This is a genomic window from Syntrophotalea acetylenica, assembly GCF_001888165.1.
GTDB classification, from domain to species: domain Bacteria; phylum Desulfobacterota; class Desulfuromonadia; order Desulfuromonadales; family Syntrophotaleaceae; genus Syntrophotalea; species Syntrophotalea acetylenica.
In genome coordinates this window covers 3,111,332-3,128,614 of record NZ_CP015455.1, presented here as the reverse complement: position 1 = coordinate 3,128,614, position 17,283 = coordinate 3,111,332, and the positions used below count along the sequence as shown (strand labels likewise).

General features: G+C 57.2%; 14 protein-coding genes and 2 pseudogenes. All 16 read right to left on the bottom strand.

Going from position 1 to position 17,283, the window contains the following annotated elements; genetic code table 11:
• Window positions 1-269: 269 nt before the first annotated feature.
• Window positions 270-970: pseudogene (locus A6070_RS16790) on the bottom strand (ATP-binding cassette domain-containing protein).
• Complete coding sequence (gene modB, locus A6070_RS14615; protein WP_072286444.1) at window positions 963-1,649, bottom strand: molybdate ABC transporter permease subunit; 687 nt, start codon at window positions 1,647-1,649, stop codon at window positions 963-965. The pseudogene A6070_RS16790 and the gene modB overlap by 8 nt, the downstream one beginning before the upstream one ends.
• Before the next feature lie 259 nt (window positions 1,650-1,908).
• On the bottom strand, window positions 1,909-2,661 hold the full coding sequence (cobC, locus tag A6070_RS14610) for an alpha-ribazole phosphatase (protein ID WP_072286443.1): 753 nt from the start codon (window positions 2,659-2,661) through the stop codon (window positions 1,909-1,911).
• Between the two features lie 12 nt (window positions 2,662-2,673).
• Entirely contained in the window at window positions 2,674-2,871 is a 198-nt protein-coding gene (locus A6070_RS15235) for a hypothetical protein (protein ID WP_083568976.1), read from the bottom strand.
• The gene (locus tag A6070_RS14605; protein ID WP_083568975.1) at window positions 2,871-3,815 is read right to left on the bottom strand and encodes a DVU_1551 family NTP transferase; all 945 of its coding nucleotides are present in this window, start codon (window positions 3,813-3,815) and stop codon (window positions 2,871-2,873) included. The genes A6070_RS15235 and A6070_RS14605 overlap by 1 nt, the downstream gene beginning before the upstream one ends.
• On the bottom strand, window positions 3,808-4,863 hold the full coding sequence (locus tag A6070_RS14600) for an XdhC family aldehyde oxidoreductase maturation factor (RefSeq protein WP_072286441.1): 1,056 nt from the start codon (window positions 4,861-4,863) through the stop codon (window positions 3,808-3,810). The genes A6070_RS14605 and A6070_RS14600 overlap by 8 nt, the downstream gene beginning before the upstream one ends.
• Window positions 4,844-6,211, bottom strand: coding sequence for a DVU_1553 family AMP-dependent CoA ligase (locus tag A6070_RS14595; RefSeq protein ID WP_145926381.1), 1,368 nt, complete (start codon window positions 6,209-6,211; stop codon window positions 4,844-4,846). Before A6070_RS14595 ends, A6070_RS14600 begins: the two co-directional genes overlap by 20 nt.
• A pseudogene (gene trsS / locus A6070_RS14590) lies at window positions 6,180-7,570 on the bottom strand (radical SAM (seleno)protein TrsS). The gene A6070_RS14595 and the pseudogene trsS overlap by 32 nt, the downstream one beginning before the upstream one ends.
• 7 nt (window positions 7,571-7,577) lie before the next feature.
• The gene (locus A6070_RS14585) at window positions 7,578-8,027 is read right to left on the bottom strand and encodes a DVU_1555 family C-GCAxxG-C-C protein (RefSeq protein ID WP_235605476.1); all 450 of its coding nucleotides are present in this window, start codon (window positions 8,025-8,027) and stop codon (window positions 7,578-7,580) included.
• A gap of 10 nt (window positions 8,028-8,037) precedes the next feature.
• On the bottom strand, window positions 8,038-8,757 hold the full coding sequence (gene trsM / locus A6070_RS14580; RefSeq protein WP_072286438.1) for a DVU_1556 family methyltransferase: 720 nt from the start codon (window positions 8,755-8,757) through the stop codon (window positions 8,038-8,040).
• A 16-nt stretch (window positions 8,758-8,773) separates the two neighbouring features.
• Window positions 8,774-8,977 carry a DVU_1557 family redox protein gene (locus A6070_RS14575; protein ID WP_072286437.1) on the bottom strand — a complete coding sequence of 68 codons (204 nt, stop codon included), beginning with the start codon at window positions 8,975-8,977 and terminating at the stop codon, window positions 8,774-8,776.
• Window positions 8,964-11,312 carry a pyridine nucleotide-disulfide oxidoreductase/dicluster-binding protein gene (locus tag A6070_RS14570; RefSeq protein ID WP_072286436.1) on the bottom strand — a complete coding sequence of 783 codons (2,349 nt, stop codon included), beginning with the start codon at window positions 11,310-11,312 and terminating at the stop codon, window positions 8,964-8,966. The genes A6070_RS14575 and A6070_RS14570 overlap by 14 nt, the downstream gene beginning before the upstream one ends.
• Window positions 11,313-11,496: 184 nt before the next feature.
• Window positions 11,497-14,271, bottom strand: a complete 2,775-nt coding sequence (locus tag A6070_RS14565) for a molybdopterin-dependent aldehyde oxidoreductase (protein WP_072286435.1) — start codon at window positions 14,269-14,271, stop codon at window positions 11,497-11,499.
• A 107-nt stretch (window positions 14,272-14,378) separates the two neighbouring features.
• Window positions 14,379-15,404, bottom strand: coding sequence for a molybdopterin-binding protein (locus tag A6070_RS14560; protein ID WP_072288037.1), 1,026 nt, complete (start codon window positions 15,402-15,404; stop codon window positions 14,379-14,381).
• A 136-nt stretch (window positions 15,405-15,540) separates the two neighbouring features.
• Entirely contained in the window at window positions 15,541-15,861 is a 321-nt protein-coding gene (locus tag A6070_RS14555) for a hypothetical protein (protein ID WP_072286434.1), read from the bottom strand.
• A gap of 369 nt (window positions 15,862-16,230) precedes the next feature.
• Window positions 16,231-16,653, bottom strand: a complete 423-nt coding sequence (locus A6070_RS14550) for a NifB/NifX family molybdenum-iron cluster-binding protein (protein WP_072286433.1) — start codon at window positions 16,651-16,653, stop codon at window positions 16,231-16,233.
• Window positions 16,654-17,283: the final 630 nt, after the last annotated feature.

The following is a 17,283-nucleotide window of genomic DNA, read 5'->3' as shown; positions in this document are numbered from 1 at the left end:
TCCGATATCAGGTGACGATCAATGACGATCTGTTGGAGATAGCTGGTTTCCATCCGGAAACAGCCCTTTTCCGCTGTGGCGGCGTCAATCGGCAGGCTTGCTTGTGCGGCGTACCGATGTACGCCTCCGCGCAACCCCTTGATTTCCTTGCCACAACGAAAAATTGCTCGTTTCCCATATGAAAACTACGCTGTATCCATCCGGAGTTTCCGGATGGATAGCGGCGAAAAACCGGCGTCATTTTGTCGGGACGCCGAAACACCCGGGACTCAGGCCCATTGACCCGTGGCCCAGCCCAGGGGGATTTTTTGGGCGGCCGGGGTGGCGACCTTTCCATTGTTCAGGAAGACCACCGTGTCGGCAAGGGCATCCAGCTCCTTTTTGCTATGGGTAACCAGCACAAAAGGAATGTTCCGGATGCGCTGGATTTTTTTCAATTCCTGCTGCAGGGCGCATCGGGTATCGGCATCAAGCGCCGAGAGGGGTTCGTCCAGCAGCAACAGGTCCGGCTCCATCATCAGGGCGCGTGCCAGTGCCACGCGCTGCTTTTCTCCCCCGACAGTTGTGCCGGGTAGCGGTCCCGCAGATGGGAAATGCGCAACATGGCGAGTATTTCCGCCAGGGCATTGGCGTTGCCGGCATTTTTTTTGGCAAGCATGGCACTGGACGGCATTCCATAAAGCGTATTGTTTTTGACCGTCATGTGCGGAAACAGCGCATAGTCCTGGAAGACATAACCGATGCGTCGTAGCCGGGCTGGAATATTCACGTTGCGGGCCGAGTCGAAAAACAGCCTGTCACCGAGGGAGATCTGTCCCGATGTCGGTTTTTGCAGACCGGCAAGACAGTTCAGAATCGTGGTTTTGCCAGAGCCCGAGGGGCCGAACAGTACCAGAATTCCCTGGTCGATGGCCAGTTCGGCTTCGACGGCAAAATTCGGAAGTTTTTTGAAAATGGCAGCCTTAAGCACGCGCATCGCCTCCTTTTTGCAGGGTCTGAAGTTTTTTCCTCGACCAGCTGTTAAGCCAGAAAAGGGCTCCGACCGCCATGGCCGTGATGACCAGAACCAGGTTTCTTGCCAGCAGGTTGTCGCCAGTCTCGACGGCAAAGTAGATCGCCAGGGGGATCGTCTGGGTTTTACCGGGGATGTTGCCGGCGATCATCAAAGTGGCACCGAATTCGCCGAGGGCCCGGGCCAGTGACAGTACCACGCCGGCCAGCAGGCCGGGGTAGGCCAGGGGCAAAGTGATACGCATGAAAACCCTGGCTTCACCGCTGCCGAGGGTTCTGGCAGCTTGTTCCAGGGATACGTCGACGCTGCAGAATGCGGCTTTGGCGCTCTGATACATAAGGGGAAAGGATACAACGGCGGCGGCGATGATGGCCGCCCACCAGGTAAACACGATCTGCACTCCCAGGATTTCCTGCAATAATCTTCCAAGCGGTCCGCGTTTGCCCAGAAGCATGAGCAGTCCATAGCCGAGCACGGTAGGAGGTAGAACCATCGGCAGCATGATGCACGATTCAATCAGATTTTTGCCGGAAAAATCCCTGCGGGCCATGGTGCGGGCCAGAAGGGTGCCGAGTACGGCATCGACGCCGGCGGCGATCAGGGCGACTTTGAGCGAAAGGACAATGGGTGTGATCATGGCGGCAACGGCTTCCCCCCGGAAATAAGCACCTCGGCATCAAGGCGGTTTTTATTATATGGGCAAGATTTGTGCCGGTCGCTGTGCAGGCTGCGCTGATCGGAATTTGGAATTGTCAGATCCGGCCTGGAAGGCGTGCAGCGCGATATCCGGTTTTTCGCACCCTTCAGGAGCCGTTTCTGCGATAAGCGTATCGATGCAATATTTGCCTGTATTTTAAGCAGCAATGGAGACATGTCTTGCAGGCAGACCTTCAGGTTTATGAAGAAACAGCCGGTTTCGATAACGGCTTCACGGTCGATTGTCCCGTGCCATATTTGCGTACCTGCTCCGCTGCAAAGGGTGAGGTTTGCGCGCTTCGGACCGGCGAAATTTCCAGCGCCTCCCAGGCCGTGCTTCGCGGGGCAATATCCATGGCTTTCACATTTAATGTGTCGTCGCGGCGTTCGATGATGTTCAGGCGTGCATAGTTTTGTGGAATCTCGAATAACTCCTCCAGTGCACGCCGCATGACATGACACAGGATGACACGGTTGACGCCGGCATGGCCGACCAGCAGAACCGGACCTCTCGCCTCGCGGATCACTTCGAGGAACGCCGGAACCACCCGCGCCTGAAGATCGGCAAAGCTTTCCCCCGAGGGGGGTCTGTAGTTGACCATGTCCTTGCCGCGTTTTTCATATTCACCGGGAAAACGATGGCAAACTTCCGCCACGGTCAGACCATCCCAGTCACCCAGGGCAATCTCGCGCAGGGCTGGCACGGGACGAATTCTCAGCCCCCGGTGCCCGCCAACAATGCGGGCGGTTTCCCGACAGCGGCGCAAATCGCTGCAATACACACTCTTCAGGTCGGTATGCGCCAGCATCTGTTGCAGAGATTTGGCCTGGGCGCGTCCTTGCGGATTGAGGGGCGGATCGCACTGTCCGATATAGCGCCGGTTAGCGTCCTGACGTGAATCTCCGTGTCGCACCAGGTAGAGGGTGCAGGAATTATCACTGTTATGTGGCATGGTTGCGACCTTTTACCCTTCCAGTTCGTCCAGATGATCGCGCCTGAGTACCTCGGTCAGCGATCTCTTGAAAATCGTCTCGCATTTTTTTCCGATCCGGCAGGCGGCCTGCCGGCGACGTTCTATCGCGTCAACAATGGCCGGTTGGCCGGAGAAACGTTCCAGCTTTTCCGCAAACCTCTCATTCAGGTCGGTCAACCGAGAACCCATCACCAGCTTATCCGCCAAAAACAGCACTTCGTGCAAAGTGGGAACTGCCTCCGGGGAACGTCAATATCCATATGTGAAGCGACCGGCCCGGCGATGGTTTCGTAACCGAGTTCCCGCAGCGCCCTGGCCCCCGTCCGGGCGTGATCCGTCTGGCTGCGACAGCAATCGTGCAGCAATGCTGCCGCCCGGACAAGCTCGCGATCCATCACGATGCCCGCCTGGTTCAGGTGCGACGTCAGGGTCAGGGCCACCCGAGCAACCTGGCGACTGTGTGCCGCAACCTTCTCGGATACCGAAAAATGATGCGTCAGAAGATGTTCGCATTCCCGATGGGAAGGCACGGCAAAGTGTTCCTGGCGATAGAGCAGATAAGCGTAATCCGCAGGGGTGTCCATATCCAGGGTACAATGTTCATCCGGGACCTCGATTTCGAGGATATTATCGGCAAATGGCAGCAGCAGAGCCTTGAGTCCGCCTTCTCCGTCGCTTTGCAGAATCAGGTCCCGATATGTGGTGCTGATCAGGGGCGGGTGTCCGCGTTTGCCCCAAAATACCGGATGAATGATCCCCTTGCCGGTTGCCTGGCGGGCCCGAATCAGGGCATCCAGAGTCCGGTTTCTGGTCAGCGGTATGTCCACCGGTTGCATAAAGAAAGCATCTATCCCCTCCGGCAAGCGGGCCATGGCGCATTGCACCGAAGTGAACATGCCCTCCTGGTAGCGGGGGTTGATGGTGCAGCAGACGTTCAAATCCTCGATTAGGGGTATCAGCGCCTCGGACTGGTGTCCGACAACCACCTGCAGATGCGCGATGCCGGTTCGGCGGAACAGCTTTATCGATTTTTCCAGGGCGGTTTCCGCGCCCAATCGCAAAAGGGGCTTGAAAGCCCCCATGCGGGATGAAAAGCCGGCAGCCAGAATGATGGCGGCAAACGATTCATTCATGACCCTGCCCCAGGGTGGCACGGACCTTGATCAGTTCCGCAACAATGCTGACGGCGATTTCTTGCGGCGTTTCGGCATTGATGGCGATACCTACGGGCGAGAAGACGTTGTCCAGGGTTTGTTTGGGGATGCCTTCGGCCTGCAGGTTCTGGTAGATTTTGTCGCGTTTGCCCAGACTGCCGATCATACCGATATATCCGGCCGAAGTCTGTACCGCCTGGCGCAACAGGTTCTGATCGTGCAGATGGCCGCGGCTGAGGATTACCAGGAAACTGTGGCGATCGATACCCAGCGGTGTCATGCAGTCGTCAAAGGAGGGAACCACCAAGATTTCCTGTGCCTCGGGAAACCGTTGCCGGTTGGCAAATTCAGCGCGATCGTCGAGAACCACTGTGCGAAATCCGACCATTGACGCCAATGCCGCCGTGGGCCGGGAGACATGCCCCGCCCCGAACAGATAAAGCGTTGTGGGAGCATGGCTGGGTTCGACAAAGAAGAGGGAACCCATTACGTCGATCAGCATCGGGTAACGACTGCCATCGGCGGCCGTCAGTAAATTCTGGCGGAGCTGCTGAGGCAGAAGGGTCGGTCCGAAACAGGAGGCGTCCGCGTACAGCAGGCAGCGTTTCAACGTCGGTGCCTGTTTTTCCGCCGGCAAAGGTGTGATCAGCAGGCAATCCCTGCCGGTCTGCAGCGCGGCAAGCCAAGCCTCGAAAACGGTTCGCGTTTCATCGGTGGCATCCACGTATTCCAGCAGAATTTCGACAACGCCGCCACAGATCATATCCATGGTATCGGCCGCGGCTCCGGTCATATCAAAAGCGTAGGTTCGGGATTGGCGCGTGGTAAAAATTTCCCGGGCCGCTTCCTGGGTTCGCGCTTCCACGAGCCCGCCGCCGATCGTCCCTGAGATATCGCCATTGGCGCGAATGATCATTTTGGTTCCGGCCGTGCGCGGTGCCGAGCCACTGCGTGTAAGGATGGTCGCCACGGCCAGAGATTCTCCGGCGCCGAGGTATTTACAAATTTCAGTGATGAGCTGTTTCAAGGCAGGGATGCTCCTTTTCTGATATTTCAATCATACGTTTAGTCCTCGCCGACGCGGAAAAGGGTGCTTCGGCCAGCTGTGCGGGGAGCAGAACAAGGGCTCCGGTGGCAGCCGCCTCGTGCAGTGCAGGGATGGCTGGCAGGCGTCGGTTGATGGTGTCGCGGGTTTGGCCTTCCCTGCCGGGCAGGGTTTCCAGGGTCAGCTGCAAGGCCTTTTTGCCGGACGCCGGGGTATACAGCCTGACGCGGTAGTTGAGCAGACCGGAAATGGTGAACAATGCTTCATCCAGGTCTGACATGGAGAGTTTCAGGGGGCCGCCGATATCGATCTGCCCAGCAAGGCGTCCCTGAAGTTTGCTCAGGCGCGGCAGGCTGCTCCCACAGGGGCAGGGGGTGTCAATAAAGCGGGCGAGGTCCCCGGTACGGTAGCGGATCAGAGGCATGCCGGTGCGCTGCAGACTGGTGACCACGACCTCGCCAGTTTCACCGGCGGGCAATCCCTTACCGGAGTCGGGATCGATCACCTCGAAATAAAAGTCGGTTTCGCGCAGGTGATAGCCGCTCAATGCCTGGCATTCCACGCCCCCCGTCAAACCAAGTTCGGTCATGCCGTAATGGTTGAAGGCCGGGCACCCCCAGATGCGACTGATATCCTGCACCAGCGCCGAGGGGACATAGTCCGAGGTCAGAAAAACGCCGCCGATGCGACCGCGCGGTACGTCGGCCGCCATGGGGTGCCTTACCAACGCCAGCACTTGCGTCGGTATGCCCACTACGCAGTCGAAGGGTTCTTTGACCAGCAATGAGGCGGCGTGGCCTGGCTTGTTCAGCAGGCCATAAATCTCGCATTCCACATCGACGGTTTCAAGGGCCTCCGCCAGCAGGCGTCCCTGGCTGTCCGGCAGGTCGCCGGGCAGCAGGACCAGCACCCGGCTGCCGGGTTGCAGTACCTGGGACATGCCACAACGGAAAAAATCCTGGGTCCGCCGCAGATCCGCGCGTGTGAAGTAAAGCCGCTTGGCTTGCCCGGTGGTTCCGGAACTGCGCAAAGTTACAATGCGATCGATTTTGCTTTGAGAGACGGCCAGCATCTGCAGGCCCTGCCCGGAAAGGTGCGCCGCTGTCGTGAAGGGCAGCCGGTTCAGTTCTTCCAGCTTTCGCAAAGGTCCACAGCTTTGCAGCCGGTGCCCATAAAACGGGCTGTTAACGACAGCGTGCGCAAGGGTTGCATTCAGGCGGTCAAGCTGATAAGCGCGCAGCGCCTGCAGGGACAGATTTTCTCCGCCTGGCAGGCCAATCTGTCGGGCGGTCCAGTTTTCAATGGGCGACATCTGCACGATTGTGACCACGATAAAGAGTTTTGCCCTCGGCTGAAGTCAGGTTATACAGGCAGAAAGGGACGAGGCGACCATCGGGCGCGACCACATGAATACAGCAATTGCGGGTGCGCTCAAGGTCAACGTTCCAGGCGTCCTGAAAAGCCATTGCCGAAACGGCGAAGGTATGGGTTTTGACCCTTTGCAGAAAATCGTCCAGGTCGGATGCTGCCGGCTCGCAACCGCAGGCTTCTGTTCCGGTTTTTTTCTTCTGCTCTGTGGCGGATTCGGGCGCGGCCCACTGTCGGGTAAGAAAAGCCGTTGATTTCCTGGCACCTTCTGCCGCCACGATTGGCTTGCAGCAGCAGCTTGAAGATGGGTCTGTAAGCGCGTGCAGTCGGCCGTCCGGCAATGACACGAAGTTGCCGTGAAAAGAACACAGGGAATGCTCACAGCCGGGCGGGGCAAAATGATCGACGCGCATGTCGCCGCCTGACTGGCGCTCAATGGCCTGCAGAATTTCCGGCAGCGTAATGCGGTCTTCATCCGAGGGGGGTAGGGGAACCGGCCGAAATAGCTGATTGGCTGAAAATGCACGCCGCGCACTCCCGGACTGCGCTCCAGGCCAAAACGAAGGATGTCGCCAATGTTTTGCGTGTTGACCCGGGGCACGATGGTCGGCACCAGCACCACACCCAACCGCGCGGCCACGGCATGATCAATGGCACGCAACTTTATTTCCAGCAGATCGCGGCCTCGCAGTTTCCGATAGATGGTATCATCGGTGCCGTCGAATTGCAGAAACATGGTGGCGAGCCCTGCTTCCTTGAGTTGCCGTGCATAATTCGGGTCTTTTGCCACCCGCAGGCCGTTAGTATTGAGTTGAAGGAAGCTGAAGCCATGGCGACGCCCCGCGGCGATGATTTCCGGCAGATCCTGACGCACGGTCGGTTCCCCCCCGGAGAGCTGAACGGCAATGTGATCACCGCAGGCATGCCGCACTGAACGGTACCATGATTCGATTGTTTCAAGATCCGGATCAGCAGTCCCGGTGTCACCACTGTCGGCAAAGCAGACCGGGCAGTGCAGGTTGCAGCGCTGGGTTATTTCCAGAAGGGCGGAGCAACTGTGCTGGCCATGGTCGGGACAAAGTCCGCAGTCGAAGGGGCAACCGTGTTTGCTTTCTGTAAAACAGACCGGCGGCCGGGAGGGTGTTTTGGGGCGTCGCCAGGTCGGCATGGACGGCGTTCCGCGCCAGATAACGGTACTTGTCCGGCCGTGCTCGGGGCACTCTTTTACCAGCTGCACGTCATTTCCGCTAAAAATCCGGCGGGCGGGTACCCGGCGCAGGCAGTAAGGGCACAGGCTGGCGGTTTCCAGTGGCATCGACATAATGGTGTCAGTCCTGTTTGCAAATCGACATGTCAAAACCGTTACGGGTCAGGATATCCCGTGCCTTGGCATAAACCGCCCCGACAATCTGTCCGCAGCGAATCTGTTTGTCCGCGCCGTCTCCGACGATGGTTTCACAGTCGACGCCACCATACTGCTCGCCGACGGATTCAATGAACCATTCGGTCAGTTGCTGGCGCATGCCCATGAAAAGCTCGGTCTCTTCTTCCGTATCGCTGCCCTTGGCGGAATAGAAAGCGAGCAGACAACAGCCGCCAGTCAGAGCGCCGCAGGTGCCGGCACCGAAACCCGCACCGTGCGCAAGCCCGGCCATGGTTCTGATCAGGTCGGGATTGGTTCGGCCACAGCTGTCCAGGGCAAGAGACAACAGTATCTGGCTGCAGTAATAACCTTTTTCGGCCAGTTCAAACATACGCATTGTATTTTCAAGCATCATCCCGTCTCCTTCAAATCCGTTTTTGCGCAATCATCAGAAAATATCCAGGGCGGGAGGCCGCCACGGCGTGCGCTATCTCCTGGCCCGCCGTCTCGCCGAAAACCTTTACCCAAAACGCTTGCAGGGAACCATGATCCAGTATCAGTCGAGCCGCCAGATTGCCAAGCAGATAAGAGTGGTCTTCCCAAAGCTGCAACTCGAAACCTGCCGAAAGCACCTGCTTCCGAATGAACGAATGGCTTCGGGCGCTTGCGACGCAGCAGGGTACGGATACCTCAGCCTGCCCGTTTTCATCCGGCGCGCGCCGGTATAGATCGCTGACAATCAGCCTGGCGCTAGGTTTCAGAACCCGGTTGAATTCGCACAGGGTCGCATGGCTGTCGGGTAGCAGGGATAGAACGCACTCACATACCAGTCCGTCGAGACATGCGTTTCGGCAGGGGAGGTATTCCGCTCTCCCCCGGATCAGTGGCAGACCCGGAACTGTCACTGATCCTTCCAAGAGGAGTTTGGCGGAAAGATCCACCCCTGCCGCTCGCAACTGATATCGATGTCTCAGGTATGTTGTGCTGGCGCCCGTACCGCAGCCGACGTCCAGCACCCGCGCCCCGCTGGCCATGGCGCAGAGTTCCATGGCGCGCTGCAAGAGGGTCAGGCCTCCGGGACGAATCGTATTTCCGGTGGCCTGGCGCACAAGAGCCGATTCGTAGAGCCGCGGCGGTTCTGCCATGCAACACGGGTCGACGCTATTTGTCCTCAAGAATGCGTTCCACCTCGGCCATTTTCCCGAGAGCAAGATCTTCCGTGACCAGAACCATTCCGCATCCGGCACAGGCCGGCAGGTCAACGGTGAAATTTCCCTTCATGTAACTGAACTCCACCTTGAGAATTTTCAGTGGCGCTCCGCATTTGGCGCAGATCCAGGCTTCTGCTTCTTCAGGCGGTATCATGCTTGACTCCCTTGATTTTCATCCGATGACTGTAGGCATTGTAGACCGTGAAGCCCTGATCTTCGGGAGCGTACTCCACCCAGAAGGTAACATTTTCCAGTGCCTGGCAGGCCCGGAAGTTCCCGTTGCGCTTGTCGATCAGACGCTGACCTGTTTTCTCGGCATGGGCGATAACGCGCTGGATGTCATCTTCCAGTATGCGGCGCTCATCAATGCGCCTTTGGATCTCGGGTGACATGTGCAGGATCATTTTGTTTTCCGAATCCGTCCGGGTAGCGTTTTCGTTCCACCGGGTCTGGAGCAGGTGTGTTTTTATCTTGCTGCGATTGGCCCGTCGCTCTGACCAGGAAATCCAGCCGCGTGCCGCCGGATCGCCTTTTCCCGGACCGGAAAAAAGCAGCTCGATGAGGTGCGCCGTACGTTTGCCGGTCGCGGCGAAGTTGTCCCGGCACATGCCGCAATAGGCCAGGTAGTCGCACGGGCTGTCCTGGGCGCGACGGTTCACGATCTCCCTTGCCAGTCGCGGGTTGGTGTTGAACATCAACCCGCCATAACCGCAACATTCTGCTTCTTCCCCGTGCAATGGCAACTCCTCGATGCGGAAGCCCAGATCCCGCACCAGTTTCCTGACTGTCTGCTGGCCGGCATGGTTGTGACGGCTGCTGCAGGGATCGACGATTGCCAGTGTTCGAGGCGTGGCGGTGTGGTTAGTTGTCTGGCCGCGTGATGCCAACGTGTCGGTATCGACCAGGGACCATAATGAAATGGTTTCGATGTCGGGTAAATGTTTTTCCAGAAGCTGTTGACAACTGCTGCAGGCGACAATAATTTTGGGCAGGCCCATTTCGCACCACTGGTCCCGCATGGCCGTCAGGGCTTGTTTGAAAAGCTCTTCCTGGCCGGCCCACAGCGCCGGCGCACCGCAGCAGCCCAGCCAGATACCGACGCCACCGGTCAGGTGATCGCACAGGTATGCATAGGAGTCCAGCACTTCACCAGGACAGGTGGAGCACAGCTGACAACTGGGAAAGTACAGGTATCTGCTGCTGTTGTGCCGTGGTTGATGGCGGCACAGGGCGAATTTGTCGCTGTTGCTGAAGGCCATGTCCTGCAGGGCGAACTCGTGAAACGAGGCCGGCATGGAGTTCTGCTCCACCATGGTGCGACGCGCTTGCAGGGACAACTCGCCCATGGAAAAGTTGGTCGGACAGACAGCCGCGCACAGCCCACAAAGACTGCAGGAATTTACAAACTGGTTTTTGGTATGGGCACTGCCAAAAATCACCCGCTCGTTGTTGTAGATCTGGCGGGCGTATTTTTTGGGATAACTTTTGGCCTGGCGCAGATAATCGCAGACCTTTACGCATTCAAGACACTCGCACTGTATGCAGCGCCGCGCCTCTTTTACGGCATCGTCGTCGGTGGCAGGTTCGGTTTCGTCGGATGACAATAGCGGCGCTTGTGCTTCGATGCCCGTCAGGTTGGTGAACAAACGCGTATCATGGGGCCCTTCACCATCTCGGCCATAGGTAAGAGCGACTTTTGCCAGGTAGCGGTCTATGGAAGTCGCGCCGCGGCGACCGTCAAGTACCTGCATGATGTTGGAGCAGGCTTCCCCATCGGGCGCGATGCCGCCGGCAAAAACATTCTGACACACCGTGGTCATCAGGGGCAGGTTTGAAATAAAACGGCCCGAATCATCGCGCAGCTCGGGAAAGGCCTTGCCCAGATCGTGGTCGAAGCCGATATACACGGCGTCAAATTCAGCCTGCAGTCGCTCCAGACATCGTTCGCCGTCGCATTTCGCAGCCAGTTCCACCGTTGCTCTCAGGGCGTTCAGAGCCTGCAGGTCCTGGTCAAGGATAGCCCGGGGAAGCAGTTCCTCCGGCAACTCCCACAGGCGTCCGCCAAGGCGCTGTTGCGGCTCGATTATGGTGACGGCATAGCCTTTTGTGAGCAGATCCCAGGCTGCGGTCAGGCTGCTGAGCGAACTGCCAACCACGGCGACATGTGCGCGTTTCTGCGCCATGACGGCTTTGGGTCGCCAGTTTTGCGCATGCTGGATGCAGGCCCGTTCCAGAGCGCCAATGGCAATGGCGCCGCCGGCCTGGCGACGCTTGCAGTGCTCTTCACAGGGGTGATCGCATATGTGCGCCAGAATCCGCGGAAAGGGCATGGTGCGGGCCAGGGTGTCCAGGGCGCCCTTCCAGTTTTCCTGCCCTATCTGCTGAACAAACTGCCGTACATCGACGTGGATAGGACAGGCACTGGTACAAGCTGGCGCCTCGTCCTGAATGCATCTCTGTTCCCAGGCTGTAAGTTCTTGTTTTTCCATCCGTCGCTCTCGCGGGGTTTGGCGGTCGACCAAACCTAGAGGTTAAACTGTCAGGATCAAAGAAAAGACGATGGAGGGGCTCCATGGGACATCCCCTCCATCGAATACTAAACTTTTCATGTTTGCCGCAAAGTCATCGCAACCCATGCGGGCCCGGCTCAAGCCGGGCCCGCCGTGGCAGGTGTTACTCGGTGAAGAATCCGCCGGCAAATGCGTCCTCGACATCGAAGGATTTTTTCTCCGACTTGAGGGCGGCCAGCACTTTTTCAGGATACACGGGGAGATGGCGGATACGCACCCCACAGGCGTTGTCGATGGCATTGACGATCGACACGTGCGGCGAGGTGAGCGGACCTTCTCCGACGCCGGCCTGGCCGAAGGCTCCGTCCTTGCGCGGTGTTTCGATATAGATCAGCTCCATATCGTCGGTGATATCCTTGATGTAGGGGAAGCCGGCTCCGACCATATTCGAGTGCTTCTTGATAAACTCGAAATCTTCGGTCAGGGCCAGGCCGATACCCTGGGCAAGGCCACCATAGACCTGCCCGTCAACCACCAGACGGTTGGTAATGGTGCCGTTGTCGCCGACATAGGTCATCTTGAGCACGTCAACCTTGCCGGTGGTAACGTCCACTTCGACCTCGGCCATAAACAGCGCGTACATGTAGATGCAGAAAGGCTTGCCCTGCTGGGTATCGAGGTCCATGTGCGTGCAGGGCGTTGTCCAGGTGCCTTCGTATTTGAGCTCCTTGCCATCCGCGACCATTTCGTCGTAGGTGCGGAAGCTGCCGTCGCTCTTGCGCATGGCGTTCAGCAGGTTGGTACAGGCCGAGTGGATGGCGTTGCCGGTAACCACGTTCTGGCGGCTGCCGCCGGAAGGGCCGCTGTTGGGGGTCAGGCTGGTATCGTTCATGCACAGATTAATCTGATCGGCCGACAGGCCGAGGGGACGCAGGGTATGATGCGCGAAGGCCACTGTACCCATGTCCGCGCCCTGACCGTGGCATTCCCAGGCATTGCCGATGGTTACGCTGCCGTCTTTTTCCAGCTGCGCCCAGGCACCGGAGGTATCCGGTCCGTCGAGACCGCAGCCATAGATACCGAGGGAGATGCCGACGCCACGTTTCTTGGTGTCGGTGGATTCACGCTTGGCACGTTCCACGGCTGCCTTGTACTTGGGCCGCAGGATGTCGAACATCTCCGGGAAGCACAGCACTTCGGGTTCCTGGCCGGTCGGCGTGGTGGCGCCTTCGCGATACAGGTTTTTGTAGCGCAATTCGAAGGGGTCCACGCCCATCTGCTTGGCCAGTTCGTCGACCAGCGACTCGGAAGCCATGAACGCCTGGGGGGAACCGTAAGCGCGGAAGGCCGAGCCCCAGCCGTGGTTGGTGCAGACGGTGCGGCCGTGGCCGCGGATATTTCTGATGTCATAACCGGCGCCGCAGAACTGGGCCTGTCGCACGGTTACCAGGTCGCCGAATTCGGAATAGGGGCCATGGTCCAGATCCCAGTCGCTTTCCAAGCCCAGGAAATTGCCTTCCTCGTCAGCGGCAAGGCGTACATTCAGGAATGCCGGCGAACGCTTGCCGGTGTAGAACTGCTGCTGGGCCCAGTCGTAACCGAGGAAGCAGGGGCGGCCGGTAGCCATGGTGGCCACGGCGACCAAGGCTTCCATGGTCGGGCTGAATTTGTAGCCGAAGGTGGCGCCGGTGGGGTTCTGGATGAGCACCAGTTGTTCGGGCTCGAGGCCCAGCCCCGGGCAGATCATTGCGTGGTGCAAATGGATGCCGATGGACTTGGAATGCACAATCACTCGCTTGTCGTCGTCGATGTAGGCGAAGCCGACGTCGGGCTCGATGGGCATATGCGGCTGGCGCTGCAGGTAGTAATAGCCCTCGGCCACGTGGGCGGCTTTTTCAAAGATCGGCTTGGTTTCTTCGCCTTTTTTGATGATGCAGTCATAATATACGTTGGGAGTGCCGGGGTGAATCTCGATAGCGTCCTCGGCCTTGGCCGCGATGGCGTTCATATAGGAGGGCAGCACTTCCAGATCAACCTTGACCTTGGCCGCCGCCGCTTTGGCGTTCTCCCGCGTATCGGCGCAGACGATGGCAACAACGTCACCATACTGGAAGATTTTTTCATCGTTCAGAATCGGACGATCCCAGCCGTCGCCTTTGTTGGTGGGGAAGGTGATCAGGCCGGTAATGCGGTTCTTGCCCTTGACGTCCTTGTGGGTGACGACTTTGACTACGCCGGGCATTTTTTCGGCCTCGGAGGTATCGATGCCCTTAATGATGGCATGGGAAACTTCCGGCTGTACCAGGGCGCATTCCAGGGTGTTCTCAGGCAGCTGCTGGCGCATGTCCTCGCCGAAGTCCCACAGGCCGCAGGCCTTGGCCACCGATGTCGGCCGCGGCATGCAGGTGCCATAGACCTTGCCATCGGCGGGAGTTTTGTACTCGATGGCGGACACGGGCATTTCTCCGCGCAGCACCTTGGCCGCATCCATGACTGCGTTGACGATCATGATGTAGCCGGTGCAGCGGCAGGCGTTGCGATGCTTCTGGAACCAGTCGCGGACTTGTTCGCGGGTCGGGTTGGGATTCTGGTCGAGCAGAACCTTGGTCGACACAACGAAGCCGGGGGTGCAGAAGCCGCACTGGATGGCGCCATGAAAGATGAAAGCCTTCTGGATGGGATGCAGATTCAGGGGCGATCCGATACCCTCGATGGTGGTGATTTTTGCGAGGTTCGGAATCCGCTTCATCTTGGTCACGCAAGAACGCACCAGTTTGCCGTCAACAATGACGTTGCAGGCGCCACACACGCCGGTTCCGCACCCGACCTTGGTGCCGGTCAGCTGCAACTGTTTGCGCAGTACGTCGCACAGCAACGCTTCCTGATCGACGATCAGGGTACGGTCGATGCCGTTGACATTCAGTACCTTTTTGATCATTCCTGTTTTCCTCCTTGTTGTCGTTTTCAGTTAGTGTCCTTCCGGAAGCCCCGGGGAACCCCGAACAAAAACCGGTTAGAAGCGAATGCTCCCGTTTTTGCGAACTCTCAGCTCTTTCCGAATCCGCAGTTGGGGTAGTGGCAATTCTGGCAGCCAGCGCAAAGACCTCCATGGCCCAAAGCGATAATGTCGGAGCGTGTGACTCTTTCGCCCGCCAGCAGGCGGGTGACTACCAGCTCGAAGATGGTGGCTTTGTGGTACATGGTGCAACCCGGGAGGCCCAGGATCGGGACCCCGTTCAGTTCCGCCAGCATGAACATGGCACCGGGATATGTAGGAGCACCGTAGGAGATGACAGAGGCGCCCGTGGCGCGTATGGAGGCAGGCGTGAGGTCATCCGGATCGACCGACATCCCCCCGGTAAGAACCACCAGTTGCGCACCCTCGGAGACTTGTCTGCTAATGGCTTCCGCAATAATGGGAATTTCATCAGGAACAATATCCTGCCGATAGATTTCGCTCCCCATCGCTTTAAACTTGCTGCGAACGATAGGCCCGAAACCGTCCGGGATGCGGCCGTGAAATACCTCGGTTCCTGTTGTGATCAGGCCCACGCGAAAAGGCAGGAAGGGTTTGACCGTAATCAGGGGGGCGTGCTGTCGGCAGACATCTTCCAATCGAAGCAGGTTTTCTTCCCGGGTAAACAGCGGGATAATACGTGTGCCGGCAACCGTTGTTCCAACGCACACCGGCTGATTGGTCAGCAGGGTCGCTATGGTTACGTCCGGGATCTCATTGAGCTTTTGCAACAGTGAAACATCGATTTTAAGCAACCCGCTCAATTGCGACGTCAGCTCGATTTTCCCCTGATTCGGCTCTCCGAACTTCAGGCAAGGACCACAAATCGCTTTGGCGATGCGCTCTGCAGCGAGGTTTTCGTGTACCAACCCCTCACAGAGGTTGAGTACATAGATGTGGTCCTTGCCGAGCTGTTTGAGCTTTGGTACATCCTCATCCGTGATCATATGACCCTTTTTGAAGGCACGACCCTTGAACTCACCTGGCACAATACGGGTGATATCGTGGGATAAAATCTTGCCTACAGCCTCTTCAACCGGAATGATCTGTACCATGTTCTTTTCCCCAGGTTTTGATGAATAAAAAACCCGCATTAAATTCCGGGACTACTCGGAATCAATGCGGGTTTCGGTGTGTCTGCCAAAGCAGAGGACGAAATAAGCGCGTAGTTTCTGGTTTTGTCGATGGCGGTTACTTGATCTGTTCTACCTTCTCGATGTAGCTCACGCCACCTTCCTTGAAAGAGATAATCAACTTGCCGGAAAAATCCGTTGCAATCAATTCAGTGCTTGCAAGAAATTTTGCAATGGCCTTTTTGCACGCAGCGATGTTTTTGGGTCCGTTGCCCAGCCGTTTCTTCTCTGCCCGAAGGCGGGCTTTTTGTTCCAGCACCTGGTCCTGATAACAGAGTTCAGGGATATGCATGATTTCCACCTGGAGGCTTTTGCCCACGTCTCTGGCGTTGAATGCCGTAAAGGGAGGTTTCATGTCGCCGGTGCTCCCATGTAGCATATCGTCTCCGCCAGACAGGATCGATATGCCTTCTCCAGACTTGCGCTCGATGAAATTCCGGCCTTTCTGGGACCGCAGTGCCGGTGCTAAGAGAAAAACAGTGTTTCTTTTTTGAACCAGCGATCCGGCTGCAGTGCCTTTTTAACAAAGCACCTGTTAACAGGCAAGCTAAAAATAACCACACCGGACAAAAAAAACTATACTTTACCGTAAACAACCATAAATAACAGTGTTGCCGAAAATTTGTCATTCAACCGAGCATAGCGAAGGTCCTATTCCCCAGCGGTCGGGCCTGCCCGAAGGGGCCAGACGCCTCTGGCAGAGTCAAAACGGTGCATGCCACACACACCCCGGGAAAGCCTGCCCGGGTTAATGCTCGTGGGCATCGCCGCAGGATCCGGACCCGCTGTCGGCAGTATCGTCGCCATCGGAGCATCTTCCCTGGGCGGCGCTGTCCTGCACGAGGCTTTCCGGGAGCTCTTTGCGTTTGAACATCTCCATATTCTCAAGGAGGTTTTCCGATTGGGCCTCGTATGCCCGAAATCCGCACAGATGCATGGCCTGCAGCGCGGAATCCCCCATGCCGGCGGTAATCAGGCCGTCAATTTGGTGCCCTTTGAGGGCCGCGAAGGGGTTGCAGCTGGTTGCCGGATTGTCAGGGTCGATGTTGGCCACCGTCTCGGTTTCCAGGCTATCCGCATCCACGATGAGGAAAAAAGGCGCGGAATTGAAATGCCCGTAAATTTTACTGTTGATGCCGCGATCCTCGGCAACCGGGAAGCATAGTTTCATCAGACAGGCTCCTTGATGGATTGTAATTATTTTTTTGGGTGATCGAAGTTGGTGAAATTTGCCATGGAAAGGTTCGTCCTGACTATCTGCCGTATTTGTTTTTAAGCGCATATTCCTTACATACAATGCATTGGGACTTATATTGCCCCAGGTGTTTATAACAGAACCATAATCCACAATTAGAGCATTGCTTGACGCCATAAAATTCGCTATCGACTTCTTCGCCGCAAATCGCACATTTGACAATAGCCATGGAACTCTCCTTTTTAACCATCCATTTCAGGATGGAAGTCCTTGTAAAAACAGAAAAACAGGTGTTTATGTGCTGTTTTTCGAATAAAGAAAAAACCCGCACCAATACCATCGAGAGTGGCATTCAGTGCGGGTTTCGTTGAGTCTGTACTGGAAGACAGAGGTCGAAATTAGCGCGGGTTATTTGTATGTCTGGGTTTTTTCAATGTAACTGATGCCCCCGTCTTTAAATGAGATCACCAGCTTTCCTGAAAAACCTTCAGGGATGATGAGTAAATCGACAAACGTATCACATACTCGCTTTTTCCAGACAGAGTTAGGAACCCGGATGTTGGTGACGACTTGTCTTCTACGTTGACGCTCTTCACTATCGTGCAT